Origin of the sequence: Pseudomonas rhizosphaerae (genome assembly GCF_000761155.1) — a bacterium.
Taxonomy (GTDB): Bacteria; Pseudomonadota; Gammaproteobacteria; order Pseudomonadales; family Pseudomonadaceae; genus Aquipseudomonas; species Aquipseudomonas rhizosphaerae.
Window position 1 is genome coordinate 4,083,545 of sequence record NZ_CP009533.1, and the last position, 22,569, is coordinate 4,106,113.

General features: G+C 56.4%; 11 protein-coding genes, 1 tRNA gene and 1 pseudogene. 3 read left to right on the forward strand and 10 right to left on the reverse strand.

The window, feature by feature from the left end:
* Positions 1–30 precede the first annotated feature (30 nt).
* The 8 genes and pseudogenes from LT40_RS17975 to rpsU form a co-directional block, all read right to left on the reverse strand.
* A complete protein-coding gene (locus LT40_RS17975) occupies positions 31–801 on the reverse strand; it encodes a nuclease-related domain-containing protein (protein ID WP_043192452.1) in 771 nt (256 codons plus the stop codon).
* Between the two features lie 677 nt (positions 802–1,478).
* A complete protein-coding gene (locus LT40_RS21435) occupies positions 1,479–8,972 on the reverse strand; it encodes a CHC2 zinc finger domain-containing protein (RefSeq protein ID WP_158497453.1) in 7,494 nt (2,497 codons plus the stop codon).
* A 275-nt stretch (positions 8,973–9,247) separates the two neighbouring features.
* A protein-coding gene (locus LT40_RS21440) for an IS3 family transposase (RefSeq protein ID WP_148308581.1) occupies positions 9,248–10,410 on the reverse strand; the annotation gives its coding sequence in 2 pieces (ribosomal slippage) (positions 9,248–10,158 and positions 10,158–10,410; 1,164 coding nt in all).
* 226 nt (positions 10,411–10,636) lie between these two features.
* Positions 10,637–10,713 (reverse strand) — tRNA-Ile (locus tag LT40_RS18000).
* Positions 10,714–10,727: 14 nt separating this feature from the next.
* A pseudogene (locus LT40_RS18005) lies at positions 10,728–13,682 on the reverse strand (sensor domain-containing protein); the annotation flags it as partial.
* A gap of 368 nt (positions 13,683–14,050) precedes the next feature.
* Complete coding sequence (rpoD, locus tag LT40_RS18010; RefSeq protein WP_043192455.1) at positions 14,051–15,895, reverse strand: RNA polymerase sigma factor RpoD; 1,845 nt, start codon at positions 15,893–15,895, stop codon at positions 14,051–14,053.
* Positions 15,896–15,962: 67 nt separating this feature from the next.
* Positions 15,963–17,936 carry a DNA primase gene (gene dnaG / locus LT40_RS18015; RefSeq protein ID WP_043192456.1) on the reverse strand — a complete coding sequence of 658 codons (1,974 nt, stop codon included), beginning with the start codon at positions 17,934–17,936 and terminating at the stop codon, positions 15,963–15,965.
* Between the two features lie 307 nt (positions 17,937–18,243).
* On the reverse strand, positions 18,244–18,459 hold the full coding sequence (rpsU, locus tag LT40_RS18020) for a 30S ribosomal protein S21 (RefSeq protein ID WP_002551877.1): 216 nt from the start codon (positions 18,457–18,459) through the stop codon (positions 18,244–18,246).
* Positions 18,460–18,655: 196 nt separating this feature from the next.
* Here rpsU and tsaD point away from each other — a divergent pair, with 196 nt between their 5' ends.
* Positions 18,656–19,681 (forward strand): tRNA (adenosine(37)-N6)-threonylcarbamoyltransferase complex transferase subunit TsaD, encoded by a 1,026-nt coding sequence (gene tsaD, locus LT40_RS18025; RefSeq protein ID WP_043192457.1) that lies wholly within the window; start codon positions 18,656–18,658, stop codon positions 19,679–19,681.
* Positions 19,682–19,700: 19 nt separating this feature from the next.
* Here the strand turns inward: tsaD and plsY are convergent, their stop codons facing one another.
* Positions 19,701–20,270 carry a glycerol-3-phosphate 1-O-acyltransferase PlsY gene (plsY, locus tag LT40_RS18030; protein ID WP_043192458.1) on the reverse strand — a complete coding sequence of 190 codons (570 nt, stop codon included), beginning with the start codon at positions 20,268–20,270 and terminating at the stop codon, positions 19,701–19,703.
* A gap of 76 nt (positions 20,271–20,346) precedes the next feature.
* Here plsY and folB point away from each other — a divergent pair, with 76 nt between their 5' ends.
* Together folB and folK are read left to right on the forward strand one after the other, a co-directional pair.
* Positions 20,347–20,700, forward strand: coding sequence for a dihydroneopterin aldolase (folB, locus tag LT40_RS18035; RefSeq protein ID WP_043192459.1), 354 nt, complete (start codon positions 20,347–20,349; stop codon positions 20,698–20,700).
* Positions 20,691–21,206 (forward strand): 2-amino-4-hydroxy-6-hydroxymethyldihydropteridine diphosphokinase, encoded by a 516-nt coding sequence (folK, locus tag LT40_RS18040; protein WP_043192460.1) that lies wholly within the window; start codon positions 20,691–20,693, stop codon positions 21,204–21,206. Before folB ends, folK begins: the two co-directional genes overlap by 10 nt.
* A gap of 116 nt (positions 21,207–21,322) precedes the next feature.
* Here folK and LT40_RS18045 read toward each other — a convergent pair whose 3' ends face one another.
* Positions 21,323–22,546, reverse strand: coding sequence for a multifunctional CCA addition/repair protein (locus tag LT40_RS18045; RefSeq protein ID WP_043192461.1), 1,224 nt, complete (start codon positions 22,544–22,546; stop codon positions 21,323–21,325).
* Between the last annotated feature and the right edge of the window lie 23 nt (positions 22,547–22,569).

Sequence of the window (22,569 nt, forward strand, 5' to 3'; positions counted from 1 at the left end):
TCAATGAAGAGTCTGATGGAGCGCAGCACCTTAGAGACTTTGCATGACTCGACACTTGGGAAAAGCTGAACAGCCCCAAAATTGCTGACCGACATTAGCGCCCGTTTTCCGCGTGCGAACGACCAGCGCACTGCCGCACTTCGGGCAACAACGTTCAGCGCTGGGGTCACTGCGACGCTTGAGGTGTTGCACGTGTTCGCGATGAGTCGCAAAGCTCGGTGCCAGACGCCCGGTCTTCAGTGCTTGCAACATGTCATCGACTTCGGTCTCACTGAAAACCACCTGCCGAAACGACTTGATATAGCGGATGAAGCCAATGCCCCGAGTCACGTTGGCCGGCATCTCGGTCTTGAACGTACTGCCCCCAACGAACGTGATGACCGAATGCAGGTGCGCAGGGTCGATACCCAAAGTGGCTTCCAGCGCCTTCAGATGTTTGTAGTTCTGCCGAAGGGGATTCTGGAATTTGAAACTGCGCTTGGGAAACTTTTGCGTCCACTGCGCCTGGTGCTCGGTACCGAAAATCCAGCCGCTCATGTTCTTCGTTTCCAACACGAAAATGCCATGGATCGAGAGAAACACATGATCGATCTGCGTCGTGCCGTCAGGCGTGGTCAAGGTGACGTTGTGCAGACGGCGATAGACCTGCCCGTCCAGTTGCCAGTGCGCAAACAGGCGCACCAACAACTCGCCGATATGACCCTTGGCCCATGGCGATTTGAACAGCGCGATAAGCAACAGGAACGGGATAGCCCAGCTCAACATGCCCCAGAGCTGGGCGATGACAGGTGTGAAGTCCATTTCTCAACCTTGATGACAGTAATGATTCCAGCGTGGCTGGTTGTGCAGCAACGCCGGTGAACAGCCCAAGGGTCTTGCTGCCCAAAGGATTGCAAGATCAAATCGACCCGTGCTCTACCTGTGATCACGGTTGGCTGCTACAAATTGAAAGCTATTGACCTTTTCCCAGCTTATTTCTGAAGACGGCGCTTCAACATGAAGTCTGTGCATCGTGTGGTCTGGGATGTGCGATCTTGAAAAACACTTTGGCGTGGTGTTCGGACCAAACTGAGTGCTTGGCTTCACAAAAAAAGCCGCGCAAAGCGCGGCTCTCAAAGCTTGGTGGGCCCAGCAGGACTCGAACCTGCGACCAAGGGATTATGAGTTGCTGGGCGACCATGTATGCCTAGTGAAGTCGTTCTTAGCTGAACGTAGGTTGGCATAGCTGGAGGCACCGTAGTATATGGTGTTGAGTGTAGTTTGAATTAGTTGACAGAAGCTAGGTGCCGTACCGTAGCTGTACCGAATTTTCACTGCCGACGATTCTACGATGCCAACGCTCTCCCAGCTCCAAAGTGCCAAGCGGTGACTGCTCTCTAAGCTATGTGAGCAGCTATTATCGGCACCGCCCTGCTGCGGGGAATGTGACCAGCCCCTATCGACAGGCTTTATCCTAGGGGCTCGTAATCTATCCGAAGTTATTTGGTCCATGAAGGGACTGAGATGTTGGGTAACGCCTCACCCTCCCGCAACGTCATATCGGCCTCTAGCCAGTCGTAAAGTGCCGGAGAGCAGAGCAGGTCTAGCTTAACTACCGATGAAAAAGGCTGTTGGTGTCCATTGTTGAAGAAAGAGTTTGCTCGCTCAAGAATCGCTTTCCCATCAGTAAAGTATTTACTGAAGTTAATGATAAAGTCGTTGTCGACATCATTATTTATACTTTGCGTGATAAGTTGCCAGAACTCATTTCGACTTTTAAGTCGTCCACCCAATCGCTGACCCTGATTAATTCTTGCAATATTGTTATGGTCAACCTGAACTGCGTCACAGAGAGTTTGGTCCAAGCTTGTTTCGTCGACAGTTTCAACGATTGGTAGGTATGCCACTAGCTGTAAGGGAACTGGCAGCATCTGAGGTCTAGGTTTGCCTTCAAGCATGTTATGAGGATCGATATCTGCGATCACCAATGCTTGATCAATTTCGCTCAGTGGGTCATGTTTGCTATTATAGTAAATTCCTTTTGACCAGCCATGGTATGGCGTAATGGTCTCAATGTAACCGTGAGAACCAGCCCCTGTTTTCCAGCTCTCTCTGCCAATAAAACAACTGCCACCCTTAAGCCCAGATCCTACGCCATTGATAAATACAGTTGTAGTGCCGGCGGCAAGCAAGCCAGCTTGGCCTGCTATCCAATAATCAGCAGTACGAGTGGTCGCGGCAGGTACGATCAAAATTGATCGTCTAGAGTCGGCACCACCAGGCTTGGAACAGACCGAAAGCCATTTAGATAGTAGTTTGAGATCCGCCCAGACTTGAGCTTCTGCAGCGCCGAAGCCAAATCTTGCACACATTGAAACATAATCTCTTGCCATCTCTGGAATGTTGGTTGGGCTCGTGAACAGGAAAATCTCAGAGCATATCAGCTCCATGAAATTCGCAAGTGGCAACTCTGTGTTGGCTAGCAACTTAACAACACCATCAGCGTCCAGATCCCAATTTGCACGTCTCAATTCATCTATTATTTTTCCGGGCATGAACAGGGGGGTGAGAGGATCAGTTCCAGGCCGGATGAACTCATTTAGAGCTACTGATCGGTATTTCTTTGATCTGCCCCATTGCAATACAATGCCCTTGTCAATCTTGTCACTCAAGGACATAGCATCTTCATTTGTTTTGGGTGCAAGCGGTTTGAGGCATTCGGCAATATCACGCGGTACGGGCCACAAGAGGTTGAGGCTCGCGCTTTGTTTTAGGGGGGGCGGACCGGAGTCGAAAGCTAAAAATGTTCCTGCTAAAACCGCTACCGTCTTTCCGGGTAAGCACTCTTCTTTTAACCACTTAACAGTTTCTGCACGGACTGAGTATTCAGGAAGTATCAATAAGTCCACGCCAAATGACTGGCATGCGTTCACTGCGTTGAGCAATAATCGCCGACGACGAAGCTCACCCCAGCTGGGTAGGGAAATATTTTCGTTTTTCCATAGGTGGTGTTGACCGGCAGATTCAGTTGCATTCAAAAGGGCTTGATAGGGAGAGTTATATAGGCGTTTAAGTTCTTTTAAAACTGCTGGTTTACAGACGGAACTGAAAGGCCATTTTTGTGGGGTGGCCTCCACCATAGGGTGTGCATAGCTCAGCTCTTGGTCCCACTGAAATAGAGCTACCCGAACATGGGCAGGGTTTTTATTGGACTTCCTATCGCTCCAGGCTGTTAGCTGGCTATTTCTAAATGAATTCTTTCGGGCGTTGAGTGTTGCGTCGGTAAGCGGTAGTTTTTTATTGTGTGTTGTATTACGCTCAGTATCTATTTTATCAAAGCTGTCTTCAGTGCTAGTTTGGTTTGGGGTTGGTATTAATTGTGTGTCTGCTAAGGCAGTCTCGGCCTCAGGCTCAGCAGTTTCAAGAATCGGTGAAATATCTATGGGTGCGCTTTCAGAACCCTGCTCGCTAGGACCTAATACAGTGTTGTGCTTGCTGTCTACATTTTTAGTCTCGGCATAAGGCGATTCCAAGTCCTTACATAGTGCAATTGATGCGAAAGGCTCGCCTAGTACTGATATAGAAAGCAGGCGTTGACTGTTTTTTTCGTAAATCTCGCTCCATACACGTACGATTCTACGGTCTTGATCAAAACACTCCTCAACGTGGCGAGCACGCAATGGGTATTGCGAGATCATCCATGGCTTTATATCCCATGCAAGTCCTCTTGAGTCAGTGAAGCGTTTGGTTTGAGCATTGAAGCCGTATGATTGTTGCGTAACCAAAATTACCTGGAGACCAAGCGCGGAATCTAAGTTTTTGATTAGATTGCTGACGTTCTCTAATAATTCTATATTTAGGGTATCAAAAACTTTTTCGCTGATATCAAAGAAAGGCCAGTCGCTTGCGTCCACCGCAGTTGAGTCTTTAGTAGTGAGGCCCGCTAATGCTGTAGCGTATTTTCTTATTTCTGTGCTGATTTCTTCTGGGATTTGTGGCTCGCCGTTGTCGTCCAACCTCATTCGGTGTCCGAGATGTGATACGAGTACCCGGAAATGGTCGAGGAGGCTTACATTTTCATCAGTGGTTTTATCTGTTGTCGCCGGTTCGGATAAAACTGCTGTGGCAGGGGGAAGCTCCCATTCCGCTGGAAAATCAAATCCCTCAAAGCGTGCAAACCCCCCGTGGCTTCTTAGTGAAGCTATAATCCCCCGTAGAGCAACAGCGATACCAATACCTACAATTCCAGCTCGAAAAATCTTCCACGCAAAAATTGGAGAGAGTTTTTCTTCTTCATCCATCGACCATATGCTTCTGGCAAGGGTCAAGACCCCACTCAGGTCTCTCCTCAGGCCACTGACTGCTGTAGTCGGTGCAGCAATGACCTCACCTATGCTTAAGGGTAGTTTCGTTAGAACCCTGTCGGCGACCGCACGTAGAAATACCGTGAGCTCTGTGACCTCAATATTTTTCTCATAGCGGACGCGCATTCCCGCAGTTTCGGTTTCAGTGGCAAGCAGATGCATTAGCTGCATCTTTGTACTATCTGAGTCTTCCGGAAAATGCTCCAATAACTCAAGCGCACGTTCAACACTTGCCGGAAGAAAACTTGGGGGCATAACGCGCCGCCCTATTTGTGAGTTAGCAAAGGCACCCCTCAGTTTACGAAGTTGGCTTCGTAGCACGTACTGTGACGGGGCGGCAAGCGTTGTCGCATCCAAAGGTATTTCGGATTCGGAGGAGCTAAATTTAGCAATATCGTCGTGCAGGCCTATGTAATCGCTTAGCGCAACCCCGGCTCGCCACAACTGGGCTTCGTATATCGGTATCTCAATGGTTCTTAGGGCCCGCCCACCGTCTCTTACAAATGCTCGGTTTCCTACTTCTCCTTTCGTTACGCCCTCACAAATTAGGTAGCAGTTCCCAGAGGTCATATCTGTGGCAAGGTATGGCCAAGCGGGTATAAGCTCTAAACCATCATTTTGCCTCTCGTATTCAGCCATTATTACCACAATGGCTCTATATAGTGAGGCTACGTGCTTCAATCCCTGAATAGCGGAAGGGAAACCGGTTGACGGTTTCTCAAATACCTCCAACAAAAGATTTTTCGGGACTTCTGAGTTTGATCGAAGTATGGCGGATTGAGGTTGGGCTTCGGTGTTCCATGTGGGTGTAAGCACAACTACGCCCGCAGAGTTTGCACCAAAAAAGTCTAGAGATGTGGTATTGGTTTTAGTTGAATCTATTTCATAGCACTCAAACGAGCTGATTTTTTTGATTTTGTTTTCTGAGGAGCTATCGATCTGGCAAGCAACTATACGTTGCTGATTGACGCCAGGAAGAGGGGGCATGACTAATAGTTTTTTACCAGCTTCTAGAGGACAAAGTAAGCGCGCTCTATTTGAGAGAATCTGTATTATGCTTTCCCGAGGGACTAATGCAACCAAAATCTGAATTGCTAAGCCGGAGTATCGATTCTCTGTTTTTGAGAAAAACTCAAGATCGCTATCGCTGCCATCGGATGGCAGTAAATACCGGAAGAACTCATAAGAAGCGGCGTGATTAGGTCTGATGCTCTTTTCTATAGATTGGAACTGAGTGACATATGAACTCAATGGGTCGGATCCGCTGGACTGATCCGCGAGCATGAAATCTTCTACTGCGGCATGGAACCAGTTGAAGGGTTGCCAGGAGCGAATATACATTGATCGCTCTGCGTAGGATTTAGTTCTACGAACGGGCATTCCGCACGATTTTGACGCTTTCCATTCGAGGAGATCTAGTCTTTTATCTATCTGGTGCTTAAGCGTAGAGCTGCTTTCAAGAGCATGCAGTTTGAACCGCTCCCCAAGCACGGTTCTAGCTAGGAAAGAGATGCGTTTGTGCCGAACGGTATTTTCTAAAGCAGTTAAACCCGATTGGAGGCTATTTTTATGATCTATAAGCTTTTCCAGTCCCTCAAGTGCGAACAGATTCGGTGCCTCCCATCCGAAACTATCCGGGTTTAACTGCCACCCACACTCCTCAGTACATTCCTTCCAATAGCGATCATAAATTTCCCACGCTAAATCTGCCGCATCGCTTGGATCAATGTCAGCTGAGAGGAGGTCGGATGCTACAACGTACCATATTAGCCTTGCTCCCTTTGCAAGCTCGCTAGAACGTAAATCCATAGCTAGGAAGGACGTTTTCACTGTTTGCAAGATTATTTCTATTGGGCTTTTGTATATCTCCCAATTTGATAGCAGTTGCAGGGCAGATTGTCTATCTGAGGGGGGAGTGCCTGACCAAAACTCCCACCCCGCTTCACCATCGCCAGCCAACGGTGGTTCCCACGCTGGACCAGATGCTTCTAAAGCTCGCCCTTGATTTGCATAATCTGCAAATTCCTCAGCAGACATTGGCGGAATAGCGTCAGCTTTCGCGACCAACGCCAGGTCTAAGCTCCGAGTTTTTTGATCAACTAGCTCTCTCAGTTCCTCAAGAAGTACGGAGCTGCTAGCTAGTAAAACTATGTCATCTACATACCTTGCATACCCTAGATGAGTTTCCCCGTCTACATTGTATTTGTTCATCATTTCCAGTGCCGCGAGATCTACTGGAAACAAAGCCACTGAGCCTAACCATGCTGAGATTACTGGGCCTTGAGGAATACCGCGTAAGGGATCTGATTTATTAATTCTCCCGTTATCAGGGCTAAGGTATGGGTAGCCAAAGAGCATGTCGCATAATTGCTCGACAATTATTGCGGATTTGTCCGCTGCTTCATCCGCAGATGCTTGTATTTTCATCAGTTCAGCAAACGCCGGTGCATTATCAGCGACAGTTTCCAGAGCTTGTTGTATAAATGGTTGAATGCTGTCTCTTACGACGTGTCTGCGGATGCGGTCGTAATATCGACTGACATCGAGGCGGATAACATGCACGTAATTTATAGATTTGGCTTGATTTTTAAGGGACTGCATAAAGTCTCGCCAGCAGTCTAGGAACGGACGAAACATTCCCTGATCTGAAGCTGGCTGCCTGCCCTCAATAACCTCCATATCAATTTGATAGGCGAAACTTAGCGTCTGTTCAAGTATAATAGGTTGGGTGTTATCTGAGGGGGTAGATATTCCTGTCGTAACAGTTTTTCTTTCTTCGCGGTAATAGCGGACAGCTGGTATGCACTGGCTGAATGCTGTAACACCGAGAGCGGAAGCATCCCAGCGTTCTGTAAGTAGCTCATTTAGTAAGTACTGATGCGCTATTAAATCCTCAGGTTGAGGCATCACCTTTAATCTCGGCTCTTCTGCGCCGAAGGACCTCGGCACCCATACGGCCTCGAACGGGTCGATGGGTCCATGTATTTCATTAGCCAATCGTTCAGCGAGCAACACATTGAATGCACTTGCCGCAATATCTAACCGCTCCCATTTTGATTCTTCGCAGGGCAACTCTCCTCTTCGTGAGCCCATATAGGCGAGCAGTCGGGCGTGGTTTAGTCTGGTGCCTGAGTTGGTAAGATAACATTCCGATGGAGCGGCTTCAGTCGCAATGTCGACACTTAAAAAATCAATCCATTCTATTTGAGCCGCCGAGTCAAGATCTGTTCGGCCATTTAAAAAAAGGTCGCTTGATTGGAGATGGGGGTTGGCTACAACTTTCCTGAGTTCAGCACGAGTTTTCTCAAATGACCTGTATTTTCGAGAGCGACTGGCACTGTTCCACTTTAGATTTTCAAGCAGTTCGTCGGCATGCACACCAAACTGATTTGCTAGTACTGCTACTACAGGTCCATAGGTGGAAACATCGATAAGTGACTTGGCCTGCGGCGCGGACAAATTTCTCAAATATTCGTCAGGATCTTTTATGCTTGTGTTTGAATGGTCTGCGCTTGTAAGCTGAGCAGTAGTAGGCCATACAAATACCACGTCGAGATTAGCGCCTAAGAATTTTAGTACAGCCTCGGATGCTCCTCTTAATCCCGCTTCATCGCGATCAAAACAAATACAGATTGTCAAAGAGGCTAGCTTTGAAGGGAGCGTGTCGCTAAGCCCTTTCATAATCTTAATTTGTTCTTTGCTAATTGATGTTCCCATTACTGCTACTGCAGGAAATCCCAAGCTTTCCAATCTTAGAGCGTCAAAAAATCCTTCGCAGATATATAAGCGTAGATCTGTTTCGCCTCGCTTAGCCAATGCTCGTAGAGTGGTTGTAGCTTGCTCTATTCTAAAAATAGCTTTGGATTTTGGAAAGTTTTTTGAGAATAGGTATTTTGCTGGTTGCTCATCTACCGCCCGGGCGGCAAGGCCTAGTAGTTTTTTCTGATCGTCTCTTATCGGGAATACGATTCGATCCCCTGAAAAAAAGTCTATATAGTTGTTGTCGTGGATTGACTGTAGATTTAAATAGTAGTTTTGGAACCCCGAGCTTGGAAGGATTTTGCGTATTAGGTTCGCTTCTTCCAATGTTGCTGCTAATTCACGCTTCGTTCCAAAATCTTTTCTTGAGGAAACCTGTTTAGATAGTGAGTTTTTGTGTGCGTATATGAATCCTGCATCTTCCATCAAAAAAATATCAAGCTTGCGATCAGTCACCCAGTTAGCTAGTCGTTGCTTGTCATTGCTTAACAGGTATAACTTATAAGCTTGCGCAAGCCCTGAGCCTTCTGGCTGCTCAGGCTGCATAGCCTTCTGTTTTCTCGCCCTATTTACAGGGGTGGTAGTAGAGTTTGGTGACAGCCACTCTAATGCACCTTTGAAATCGATATGAAGAACTCCCTTCACCAGATCGATTGCATCTCCATGTTCACCGCAGGCAAAGCAGTGGTAATGCTGTCCAGAATTATCTCTGCTCGTATCAATTAGAAGGGAAGGAGTTTTATCGTCATGGAACGGGCACAGCGTGAGCTTGCGCGTAGCTGATTCGCTCCTAAGCGCCATACCCAATCGCTCTGCCACCTTGTCGATTTCGATCTCAAGCAGCAGTTTCTCAACGTTGATACGGGGCATTCCGATTCCTTTCGCTTTGGACCTGAGGGTGGGCAGAGATGCCGCCATAGCCATCATATCTTCATATCTGTCGGTCGCCCATGTCCCCTTCTATCCCTGATTCCGACCTGAAGGTCTATTGTGGTCCCTGTCCTGCCGATCAAGTCATCGTGGTTTGACCTGGCGGCGAACAGAACTCCGTTGCTTACATCTACCCCCCAGGGGGTAAGGTTAAGCGGGCAGAATCGGTTCACTAAGGAGGAACGATCAATAAATCATGGTCACCGGTGTAGTGGTCAACTGATCCCGGACACTGAATTGAGTTTTTCCTCAGCGACCGCAGGCCCTAGCCCTTCGTTGAACTGATGCGGTCGCCGCCAGTTGTATCGCTCCATCAGGAACCGGCCGATATCCTGTTGCGCTAGCACAGCGCTCATGTAGCCCACCGTCGGTATCCATTCAGTCTTTAGGCTGCGAAATAGCCGTTCCATGGGCGCATTGTCATGGCAGTTACCGCGCCGACTCATGCTCTGTGTGAAGCGGTATCGCCATAGTCTTTGGCGGAAACTTCGGCTGCCATATTGGTTGCCCTGGTCGCTGTGAAACAATACGTTTTGCGGCCTGCCACGCTGCTCGTAAGCCATGTCCAGTGCCTTGATTACCAGGTCGGCGTCGGGCTTGGGTGAGAACGCCCAACCCACAACACGGCGGGCACAAAGGTCGATGACTGCCGCCAGATAGTGCCATCGGCCTCCAGCCCAGACGTATGTGATGTCACCGCACCAGACCTTGTTTGGGGATGCGACGGTGAATCCTCGATCAAGCACGTTCGGAATATTAGGTCGCTCCACGGTCGCCTTTTTATAGGCATGCGAACCGGGCTGTTTGCTGATCAGGTTCATCTCGCGCATCAACTTGCGTACCTTGAATTGCCCGATCTGCATGCCGTCCTCTTTCATCATCAGCATGATGCACCGGCTGCCCGCAGCACTTCGGCTTTGCGTAAACAGCTCGTTCACGCGGCTGCGCAAAAACACCCGCTCGGCATCCGGATACCGACGTTTTCGGCAGTACGCGTAGTAGCAAGATTGAGTGACTTCAAAGACCGAGCACAACAGATCAACCGGCTCTTCTGAGCGGAGTTGATCAACTAACGCGAGTGCTCGTGTTCCTCGGCCATCAAGAGCGCGGTAGCCTTTCTTAAGATGGATTTTTCCCGTTCCAGCCGATTGATCTGAGCTTCCAGTTCTTGGTTTTTTTGCTGCTCGGGTGTCAGTGCTTTGCTAGTCGGTGTGGCACCGCCTCGTTCCTGCTGGAGCTGGTTGACCCACCGGTGCAAGGCCGACTCTACCAACCCAAGCGACTGGGCTGCATCAGCGTGGCTGTAGCCCTGGTCAAGCACCAAGCTGGCAGCTTCGCGCTTGAATTCGGGGGTAAAGGTACGTCGTTGTCTGCTCATCGAACACCTCTGTGTGGCGAGCATTCTCGCCTAAATGGGTGTCCGGCTTCATTAGACCACTACACAAGTGCCGGAAGGGGTTTTGACGAGAGTAGCCATGAGAGGGTGCTCCTAGGCGGCTGGCGAACCAGCACTGTACCTAAATTGTACCCTTGGACCATAGGACTGTATCTGAGATGGTCCCGCTAGAAACGCGAAAGCCGCGCAAAGCGCGGCTCTAAAATCTTGGTGGGCCCAGCAGGACTCGAACCTGCGACCAAGGGATTATGAGTCCCCTGCTCTAACCAACTGAGCTATAGGCCCCAGAAGGCCGCCGATTATAGCGATGGATTGCAGGGAGTGCTATCCGAAAAATCTGTAAGGCGCATACGAAGAAAGGTCGCGGCGAAGCGGTCGGGGGGCAGGGGGAGGCTGACGAGGTAGCCCTGGATCTGCTCGCAGCCTTCGCGGGCGAGGAATTGCTGCTGTGCAGCGGTCTCCACGCCTTCGGCGATGACGGTCAGTTGCATGCTGCGGCCCAGGGCGATGATGGCCCGTACGATGGCGGCATCGTGGGGGTCGTCGGGCAGGCCGCGGACGAAGGACTGGTCGATCTTGAGAATGTCCAGCGGTAGGCGCTTGAGGTAGCTCAGTGACGAGTATCCGGTGCCGAAGTCGTCGATGGCCAGCTGCACGCCCAGGCGCTTGAGCTGGTGCAGCACCACCAAGGCTTCCTCGGTCTGGCTCATGATGAAGTTTTCGGTGATCTCCAGCTGCAACGACTGCGGGCGCAGATCGCTGTCGGCCAGAAGGCTCTCGATGCGCTTGAGCAGGTTGGGTTGGCGCAACTGGGCGCCGGCCAAGTTGACCGACAGCGGACCGAACTCGTGGTACAGCCGTTTCCACTCGCGCATCTGCCGGCAGGCCTGCTCCAGCACCCAGTCGCCGAGCTGCAGGATCATGCCGTTCTCTTCAGCCAGCGGAATGAATTGCTCGGGCGGCACGTCGCCGAAATTGGGGTGCTTCCAGCGGATCAGCGCTTCGGCGCCGACCAGGCGATCCGAGTCGATGCTGAATTTGGGCTGGTAGCTGAGGCTCAGCTCGTCGCGCTCAATGGCTCGGCGCAGCTCGTGTTCCAGGGCGATGCGCGTGGTTGCCTGGGTGGTGAGGTCGCGGGTGTAGCTCTCCACACGGTTGCGGCCCTTGGCCTTGGAGCGGTACATGGCCGCATCGGCGTTCTTCACCAAGGTGGCGACATCGCTGCCGTCCTGGGGGTACAGGCTGGTGCCGATGCTGGCGCTGGTGAAGAACTCATGGTCGCCGGCCTGGAAGGGCGCGGCGAAGCAGGCCAGCACCTTGGCGGCGATATGCTCCGCATCGCTGGCCTGAGCCAGGCCCGGCAGCAGAATGATGAACTCGTCGCCGCCCAGGCGCGCCACGGTGTCGATGTCGCGTACCTGCTCCTTGAGGCGCTGGGCGATGCCCTTGAGCAGCAGATCGCCAACGGGGTGGCCCAGGCTGTCGTTGATGTGCTTGAAGCGGTCGAGGTCCAGGAACAGCACTGCGCCCTGGCCGCCAGTATCGCTCTGGTTGGCCAGGGCGGCGGCCAGCCGGCTTTCGAACAGGGTGCGGTTGGGCAGGCCGGTCAGGGGGTCGTGGTGCGCCTGATAGTCCAGCCGCGCCTGGGCGTGCTTGAGGCTGGAAATGTCGGCGAACACGGCGACGAAATGGGTGATCGCTTCTTCGCTGTTGCGCACCGAGCTGATGGTCAGCCAGCTGGGGTACAGCTCGCCGTTCTTGCGCCGGTTGCAGATCTCGCCCTGCCAATGCCCCTCGGCGGCCAGGCGATGCCACATGGCGATGTAGAACGCACTGTCGTGCTGGCCCGAGGCGAGCAGGCGCGGGGTCTGGCCCAGCACCTCTTGCTCGGAGAAACCGGTGATCTCGGTGAAGGCGCGATTGACCATGCTGATGCGTTGCTGGGTGTCGGTGATCAGCACTCCTTCGGCGGTGCTCTCGAACACCGTCGCCGCCAGCACCAGCTTGTGCTGCATCTGGTGGCGCTCGGTGATGTCCCGGACGATCGTCAGCATGCAGGCGTCGCCACCGATCGGCAACGGACGCACCGACACTTCACACAGAAGCACTTGACCATCGATGCGCCGGACGCGGCAAGCGAAGTCGCGGACGAAGCCTTGGCGCTGAAGCTTTTCCAGCAGGCGCTTGCGCTCATTGGGGTCGGCCCAGATGCCCAGTTCGAGGGTCGAACGATCCAGCGACGTCTTGCTCTTGTGGCCGGTCATGATGCTGAAGCCTTCATTGACCTCGATCAGCAGTCCGTCGCTCTGACGGGTCAGCAACATGCCGTCGGGCGACGCGTGGAACGCCTTGGCGAACTTCTCCTCGGAAATCTGCAGGCGTTGCTGGGTCTGCTTGAGCTCGCTGATGTCGCGCACCACCACGACCATGGCCGCCGTGGTTTCCAGCTGGAGCGGCTCGGCCGAGAGCAGCCCGGTGAAGCGCTGGCCGTTGTCGCGGCGGAAGGTCATCTCGAGGTTGCGCACGCTGCCGCCCTGCAAGCGCTTGAGCAGTCGCGGCGCGACGCCGTCCACGCCCCAGATATCGAGCTCGGCTGCGCGCCGCCCGACCACCTGCGCCGCCTTGAGGCCGATCTGCTCTTCGAAGGCTTCGTTGACCTCCAGCAGGCAGCCGTCGCTGAGCCGTGCGATGACCAGAATGTCGGGGCACTGGCGGAACACCGAAGCGAATTTCTGCTCGGACAGGCGCTGGGCTTCTTCGATCTTCTTGGTTTCGCTGATATCGATCATCAGGCCGCGCATCACTGGGCGCAGGTCGTGCTTGATCAGGCTGACGATGTCGCGCACCCACAGGCTGCGCCCGTCGGCGGTGATTACGCGGTATTCAAGGACATGCCCTACGCCTGCGGCGGTCTGCTCCGCACAATAGTCCCGTGCCCAGCGGGCGTCCTCCGGGTGCAGGATGCTCAGCCAGAAGCCAGGCTCCAGCCAACGTTGCAACGGGTAGCCAAGCAAGGCCTCGGCATGGGGCGAGACATAACTGTAGGTGTAGTCGGTGGTGTCGGCTTCCCAGGCGATGGCAGACAAGCTCTCCACCAGGCCACGATAGTGGTACTCGCTGCTGCGCAGCTCATGCTCCAGGGCGATGCGCTGGGTGATCTCCGACGTCAGGCGACGGTTGATGCGGATCACCACGCCCAGGGCTATCACCAGCATGACCAGGCCTGGCAGACCGTAGAGCAGGATGCTGTACCAGTCGCGGGTAGGCGCAGCCTCGACCGAGGTAGCCTCGCTGGTGGTCAATGCGCGGCCGTTCGTCGAAGCAGCCGACACAGGACGAGCGTCGGCCACATCCGCATGCAATGACGTGCGTTCAGGTTGCCCAGGCGGGTAACCCGCAGGAAGAAGGGTGTCGGCGATGGCTGGCCCGGCGAGCGAAATCAGCAGGACAAGTGCCGGCAGTCGATGCATGGCAGCCTCGTTGGACCAGCGCAAGAAGGGCCAGTGTAGTCGGGCGCGACGGCCATCGGGAAGAGGGGGGACTAACAAACTTTCAGGCCATCGATCCATGATGCAAAACCCCCGACAGGGCCGGGGGTTCTGGTGGTGCTCGTCGATGAAGCTTATTCGTCGAGGAAGGAGCGCAGGTGCTCGCTTCTCGTCGGGTGGCGCAGCTTGCGCAGCGCCTTGGCTTCGATCTGGCGGATACGCTCGCGGGTAACATCGAACTGCTTGCCGACTTCCTCGAGGGTGTGGTCGGTGTTCATGTCGATGCCGAAACGCATGCGCAGCACTTTGGCTTCCCGTGCCGTCAGGCCGCCTAGCACTTCGCGCGTGGCTTCCTTGAGGCTTTCCACGGTGGCCACGTCGATCGGCGACTGCATGGTCGAGTCTTCGATGAAGTCACCCAGATGGGAGTCTTCGTCGTCACCGATCGGCGTCTCCATGGAGATAGGCTCCTTGGCGATCTTCAAGACCTTGCGGATCTTGTCCTCGGGCATCTCCATGCGCTCGCCCAGCTCTTCCGGCGTAGGCTCGCGACCCATCTCCTGCAGCATCTGCCGCGAAATGCGGTTCAGCTTGTTGATGGTCTCGATCATGTGCACCGGAATACGGATGGTGCGCGCCTGGTCGGCGATCGAGCGAGTGATGGCCTGACGAATCCACCAGGTGGCGTACGTCGAGAACTTGTACCCGCGACGGTATTCGAACTTGTCCACCGCCTTCATCAAACCGATGTTGCCTTCCTGGATCAGATCGAGGAATTGCAGGCCACGGTTGGTGTACTTCTTGGCGATCGAGATCACCAGGCGCAGGTTGGCTTCGACCATCTCTTTCTTCGCCCGGCGAGCCTTGGCTTCGCCGATCGACATGCGACGGTTGATGTCCTTGATCTCGGCGATGGTCAGGCCGGTTTCCGCTTCCAGCGTGCTCAGCTTCTGCTGGCAACGCTGAATGTCGGCCTGCAGGCGGCCGATGGCTTCGGCGTACTTCGCCTTGCCGTTGGCCAGGGCATCGCTCCAGGTCTGGTCGACTTCGTTGCCAGGGAACTGGCGCAGGAAGTCGGCACGCGGCATGCGGGCATCGCGAACGCACAGCTGCATGATGGCGCGTTCCTGCTGACGCAGACGCTCCAGCGCACCACGAACACGTTCCACCAGGCCTTCGAACTGCTTGGGCACCAGCTTGATCGGCATGAACAGCTCGGCCAGCAGCAGCATTTCGGCGATGCCCTGCTTGCTGTGACGGCCATGCTTCTTCAAGGCTTTCAAGGTGACGGCGAGTTGATCGGACACCGCGCCGAAGCGCTGTTGGGCCACGACTGGGTCGGGACCGCTCTCGGTCTCTTCCTCGTCGTCGCTGTCGCTCTCTTCCTCTTCGTCATCCTTGGCGTCGGCCTTTTCGGCCGGTTTCTCGACTGGCGGCGGCACCTCGGCCGGCGGCGCAATGCCGTCGTCCGGATCGATGTAGCCACTGAGCACGTCGGACAGGCGGCCACCCTCGGTGGTCACGCGGTCGTATTCGCTGAGGATGTGTTCGACCGTGCCGGGGAAGTGCGCGATTGCGCCCATCACCTCGCGGATACCCTCTTCGATACGCTTGGCGATTTCGATTTCGCCTTCACGCGTGAGCAGCTCGACCGTACCCATTTCGCGCATGTACATGCGCACTGGGTCGGTCGTGCGACCGATGTCGGTCTCGACCGCTGCCAACGCGGCAGCAGCCTCTTCGGCCGCCGCTTCGTCGGTATCGGCTTCGGCCAACAAAAGGGCATCCGCATCCGGAGCACTCTCGAATACGTTGATCCCCATGTCGTTGATCATGCGGATGATGTCTTCCACCTGCTCCGGATCTGAAATATCCTCGGGCAGGTGATCGTTGACCTCCGCGTAAGTCAGGTAACCCTGCTCACGACCACGGGTGATCAACTCTTTGATGCGAGATTGCTGTTGCGCTTTTCCGGACATAACACCCTATCCACTGAAGGTCTTGGCGGGCAAAAAACAAGCCGAGGATTATACCCGAGCTAGGACCTCACGCGCCAGTTGAGGTCGGGGTTTGTGCGTGAACATTGCGGCTGAGAAGCTCGCGCAGTTGATTCTTTTCTTCTGCGCTCAGTTCACTCTGTCTTGATTTTCTGAGCAAATGCTCGAGACAACGCTCGCGTTGGCGAGCGGACAAGCTAGTTATAGTGTCGAAAAACTGTTGTTCAAGGTTATCGGCATCGATCAGCCATTCTTTCTCGGCCAGTGCCCGCAGCAATTTGCCCTGTTCGGTGCCGTGCCAGCGTGCGATCAACTGCAGTGAGCGTAGCTTGGGATTCTTCTGCAGGGCTTCGAGCAGTGCCACCAGCAACTGCGCATGCAGCTGTTCTTCGTCGGCAAAGTGGCTGACGTCCTCGACCTTCTCCGCCAATTGCGGGTAGTGCAGCAAGGTGCGCAGCGCGCTCAGCGTGGGCGGCTCGACCGTTACCGGTGTCCGCGGCTGCGGGCGCGGCTCGAAATCGCGCTTGCCCTTGCCTTTCCACGGCTTGTCTTCCCACTTCTTGCCTTCCCACTTTTTGCCGGGGGACGTAGCCGATGTCCATTGTTGCTGTGGTTCGAAGGCGGGCGGTGCGTGAAAGTCACTGAAGTCCGGTGAATAACCGGGCATCGAACCGTAGTCGGCCATCGGATCATGGCTGGGCATGGGCGCCGCGGGAGCGCTTTGCACCAGTTGGCTGACGGCCTCACCACTCAAACCGGTGATCTGGCTCAGGCGGTTGCGCATCAAGGTACGCAGATTGGCGCCCGGCACCTTGTCGATCAGCGGCGCGGCCAGTGTCGCCATGTGCGCCTTGCCTTCGAGCGAGCGCGGGTCGGCCTCTTCGGTCAGTTGCTGGAAAAAATAATCGGCCAGCGGCTGTGCATGTTGATTGATGCGGGCCCGGAAAGCGTCGGTGCCTTCGGAGCGCACCAGGGTGTCCGGGTCTTCGCCTTCGGGCAGGAACAGGAAACGCGCCTTGCGCCCATCCTGCAGGCTCGGCAACGCGGCCTCCAGCGCGCGCCAGGCAGCGTTGCGGCCTGCCTGGTCGCCGTCGAAGCAGAACAGCACGCTGGGCACCACGCGGAACAGGCGTTTGAGGTGCTCCTCGCTGGTGGCTGTGCCCAGGGTCGCGACGGCGTTGCGCAGGCCTTGCTGGGCCAGGGCGATGACGTCCATGTAGCCCTCGACGACGATGATCTCGTCCAGGTTGCGGTTGTGCTTGCGCGCCTCGTACAGGCCGTACAGTTCCTGGCCCTTGTGGAACACCGGGGTTTCCGGCGAATTCAGGTACTTGGGCTTGTCGTCGCCCAGCACCCGGCCACCGAAGGCGATGACGCGTCCGCGGCTGTCGCGGATGGGAAACATCACACGGTCGCGGAAACGGTCGTAGCGCTTGCCCGAATCGGCGTTTTCCACCAGCAGGCCGGCATCGATCATGGCCTTCTGCTGCAGGCTGTCGCTGCTCAAATGCTTGAACAGGTTGTCCCAGCCGGGCGGTGCGAAGCCCAGGCCGAAATCGCGCGCGATTTCGCCGGACAGGCCGCGGCCCTTGAGGTAGTCGACCGCCGCCCGGCGTTGCGGATGGCCCTTGAGCGCCAGGCGATAAAACTCCGCAGCGGCTTCCAGTAATGGGTACAGCGGCGAGTCGGTGGGCTGGCGCGGTTTGCTGTTGCGCCCGCTGTCTTCGCGCGGCACTTCCATGCCGGCAGCCTTGGCCAGTTCCTCGACGGCCTGGGGAAAGTCCAGGTTGTCGTGGTCCATGATGAAGCCAAGGGCGTTGCCACCGGCGCCGCAGCCGAAACAGTAATAGAACTGCTTGTCGGGGCTGACGCTGAAAGAGGGGGTCTTTTCCTTGTGGAAAGGGCAGCAGGCCGTGTAGTTCTTGCCGGCTTTCTTCATTTGCAGACGCGACTGCACCACATCGACGATGTCGGTGCGGTTGAGCAGGTCGTCGATGAAGCCTTGGGGAATCAGCCCGGCCATGGCGTTCTCTTTATCAGCAGCCCAGGAGCGGAAGTGTACCCATTGGAAATCGGTCTGGCAGGTTTTGTAGCGCAGATTTCTATGTCGGAAACGTCTGTACGTTCAACGGCGCCTGTGGCGGCAGTCGAAGGAAGGCGTGGCCAACGGAATAAGTGTGCTCGTCTGCAGCCTTGCAAGGCTCGTCAGAATGACGTGCACGACCTGGCAATGAAGCCAGTTCTGACGGTTGAGGCGGGGTACTGCGGCAACTGCCGGCAGCCCGGCTTTGGGCCGGGCAAGGCAGAAGCTTGCAACGAATGTCTGTGTATTAGTACAGACGAACGGCGCGGCGCTGTTCGCGCTGGACTTTCTTGGCGTGACGTTTAACAGCGGCTGCTGCCTTGCGCTTACGCTCCGAAGTCGGCTTCTCGTAAAATTCGCGGCTACGAACTTCAGCCAGTACACCGGCTTTTTCGCAGGAGCGCTTGAAACGACGCAGAGCTACGTCGAAGGGTTCGTTCTCTTTAACTTTGACGGCTGGCATCCAGAGCTACCTTCATTCATTACCGGGGTCGACATCTCATGGCAAAAGCGCGCATAAGTACGTCGGTTTTTAAGGGTTGCGGATGTTAACCCTTACCCAGCAGGAATGCAAAGCCTCTGATCGAAAAGCGCTGGTCGGTGCCTTGCTCGACGACTATCATGCGCGCCTTCGAATAGAGCTCCACAAGGCCTGGGCCATGCTAGTACTGGGATTGGAAACGTCCTGCGACGAAACCGGTGTCGCATTATACGACAGTGAACGCGGCCTGCTGGCCGACGCACTGTTCAGCCAGATCGACCTGCACCGCGCCTACGGCGGAGTGGTGCCCGAGCTTGCCTCGCGCGACCACGTCAAGCGCATGCTGCCGCTGATCCGCCAGGTGCTGGCCGAGGCCGACTGCGCGGCGACCGAGATCGACGCCATCGCCTATACGGCCGGCCCCGGCCTGGTCGGGGCGCTGCTGGTCGGCGCGTCCTGTGCGCAGGCACTGGCATTCGCCTGGGACATACCGGCCCTGGGCGTGCACCACATGGAAGGCCATCTGCTGGCACCCATGCTGGAAGAACAGCCGCCGCAGTTTCCGTTCGTCGCCTTGCTGGTGTCCGGCGGCCATACGCAGCTGGTGCAGGTCGATGGCATCGGCCAATACGCTTTGCTCGGTGAAACGCTGGACGATGCGGCCGGAGAAGCTTTCGACAAGACCGCCAAGCTGATCGGTCTGAATTACCCGGGCGGCCCTGAAATAGCTCGCCTGGCCAAACAGGGCGTGGCGGGGCGTTTCACCTTCCCGCGGCCGATGTGCGACCGCCCCGGTCTGGATTTCAGCTTCAGTGGCTTGAAGACCTTCGCCCTCAACACCTGGCAGCAGTGCCGCAGCGCCGGCGACGACGGCGAGCAGACCCGCTGCGACATCTCCCTGGCTTTCGAACAGGCGGTGGTCGATACGTTGACCTACAAGTGCCGTCGAGCCTTGAAGCAGACCGGCCTCAAGCGCCTGGTGATCGCCGGCGGGGTGAGTGCCAACCAATCGTTGCGCCAGGGCTTGGAAAAGATGCTGGGCGAGCTGGGCGGCAATGTCTATTACGCCCGTCCGCAGTTCTGTACCGATAACGGCGCGATGATCGCCTATGCAGGTTGTCAGCGTTTGCTGGCCGGGCAGCAGGAAACTCTGGCCATCAGTGTCCAGGCCCGGTGGCCGATGGAGCAATTGCCGGCGCTGTGAGAGCGCTCGGCCAGCTTGTTCAGAAGTGACGCTCGCGGCCAGCGAACAGATCGCGCAGGTTGCCGCGGTGGCGCCAGATGACCAGAATCGTCAGCACGCTCATTGGCAGCAGGGCGTCCGGCCGCTGCCAGGCCAGCAAGGGCAAGGTCAGTGGGGTGGCGATCAGGGCAGCCAAAGAGCTGGTGCGGGTGAGCCGAAAGGTCAGCGCCCAGGCAATCATCGCCAACAGCGCAGCAGGCGGGTACAGGCCCAGCAACAGGCCCGCCGAGGTGGCCACGCCCTTGCCGCCCTTGAAGCGGAAATACAGCGGGAACAGGTGGCCGACCACCGCGCAGAGCCCGATCCAGGCTTGCTGTGCGAGCGTCATCCCCGCTGCCCCGGCAACCAGTACCGGCAGCAAACCCTTGCACAAGTCGCCGAGCAGAGTGAGGATGGCGAGCTTCTTGCCGGCCAGGCGCAGCATGTTGGTCGCGCCGGCGTTGCCCGAACCGCTCATTCGCGGGTCGGGCGTGCCCGTCGCGCGGCTGAGCACGATTGCGAAGGACAGCGAGCCGAGCAGGTAGGCGCCCAGCGCCAGCAACCAGAACATGCTTATTATTTCCAGATATGGAAATCCTTGATTCTAACGGCGCCTGGCGCCCTTGTCGTGCTGCGGAGTGAAGTGCTTGGACAGAGTGTTTATCGAAGGTCTTGAAGTCGACACGGTGATCGGCGCCTACGATTGGGAACGTGACATTCGTCAGTGCCTGCGCCTTGACCTGGTGTTCGCCTGGGACAACCGTCCGGCCGCGGCGGGCGACGACCTGACCTTGGCACTGGATTACGCCACCGTGTCGCAGCGGGTGCAGGCATTTGCCGCCCAGGCTCGCTTCGAGCTGGTCGAGACCTTCGCCGAGCGCCTTGCCGAGCTGTTGATGAGCGAGTTCGACATTCCCTGGCTGCGGCTCAAGGTCACCAAGCCAGGCGCCGTTGCGGCGGCGCGGGGCGTCGGCGTGGAGATCGAGCGCGGATGTCGCTGAATCGAATCTACCTAGGCCTGGGCAGCAACATTGATCGCGAGCGCCATCTGTGCGCAGGGCTCGATGCGTTGGCCGCCTTCCTCGTGGACATGCGCTGTTCGGCTGTATTCGAAAGTCAGCCAGTGGGCATCAAGAGCGGACCGTTTTTCAATCTGGTGGTCACGGCGCTGACCGACCTGCCGTTGACGGAGCTGGATCGGCGGTTGAAATTCATCGAGGCCGACAATGGCCGCTATGCCCCGGACCGCAAGGGCCTGCCGCTGGATATCGACGTGTTGTTGTACGGCGACCTGGTCGGCAACTTCGACGGGCTGATACTGCCGCGTGCCGAAATCCTGAAAAACGCGTTCGTGTTGTGGCCATTGGCGTTGATTGCGCCGGAGTTGGTGCATCCGGGTGCAGGTGTGAATCTTGGCCGGCTATGGCGCGAGGCGAGTATCGACCAAGTGTTGGCACCTGTCCCCTTCCAATGGCGCGGACAGCAGTTGACGCCTGCCACGCTTTAAATCGCTTGCGCCCTCTTCGCGGGCAGAGACCCGCTCCCACAGGGACGTGTGATCACTTGTGGGAGCGGGTCTCTGCCCGCGAAGAGGCCCGCAAAGCCACCCTCAACCACCCCCATTCAAACCTCCGCCTTGTACTCCTTCAACACCTCCAACCGCGCCCGCTTCAGCGCCTCACCCAGCGCCTGCCCCTTGAACCCCTGGGCAACCAGCGGCTGAACCGCCACCCCCCGCGCCGCCGCGGCCGCGCCGCGCAGATAATCCGCCTGGGGGTACTCCCGCGCCTCGAACCCCAACCGTCCGCGCGCATCCATCTCACACGCCATGATGAAATCCTCGAAGCGCTGGGGACGGCGGTACACGTCGAAATTCTGCAACAGCTCCAGCAACGTCGACGGTTTGAGCTCCAGAGCCCGATGCCCATGGGTGTGGTATTCACCCACCAGCACCGCCAGTTCCTGGCAATCCCTGGGCACCTTGAAGCGCTCGTTGACCGCCTTGATCAGCTTCACGCCGCGCTGCTCGTGAGCGATATGCCGCGGCCACTCGCTGGGTCGCGTGGTGCCCTTGCCCAGATCATGCAGCAGGCACGCCCAGCGCACGGCCAGCGGCTGGTCATGGCGCGCGGCCTGCTCCAGCACGCTCAGGGTATGCACCCCGGTGTCGATCTCCGGGTGATGGGCAGGCGGCTGCGGCACGCCAAAAAGAGCGTCTACCTCGGGCAGCAGTTGCTCCAGCGCTCCACAGTCGCGTAGCACCTGAATGAACACATGAGGGTGCGCCTCCATCAACGCTCGGGAAATCTCTTTCCAGCTGCGTTCGGCCGTCAGGGCCTGCAACTCGCCCGACTCGCTCAGCTGGCGCATCAGTTGCAAGGTCGGTTCGGCCACGCGAAAACCCAGCCCGGCGTAGCGGGCAGCGAAGCGTGCAACCCGCAGTACGCGCAGGGGGTCTTCGATGAAGGCGGGGGAGACGTGCTTGAGCAGGCGGTCGCGCAGGTCCTGCTGACCACCGTAGGGGTCGATGATCCGGCCGTCGTCGTCCTCGGCCATGGCATTGATGGTCAGGTCGCGCCGCGACAGGTCCTGTTCGAGGGTAACGTCGGGGCTGGCGTGGAACACGAAACCGCCGTAGCCGCGGCCACTCTTGCGCTCGGTACGCGCCAGGGCATATTCCTCGCCGGTCTGCGGATGCAGAAACACCGGGAAATCGCTGCCGACCGGCCGGTACCCGTCAGCGAGCATTCGTTCCGCGCTGGCACCCACGACCACGCGATCGATGTCGGTGACAGGTATACCCAGAAGGCGATCGCGCACCGCGCCGCCCACTTCATAGATCTTCATTGCAACACCTCCGATGGCCGCGA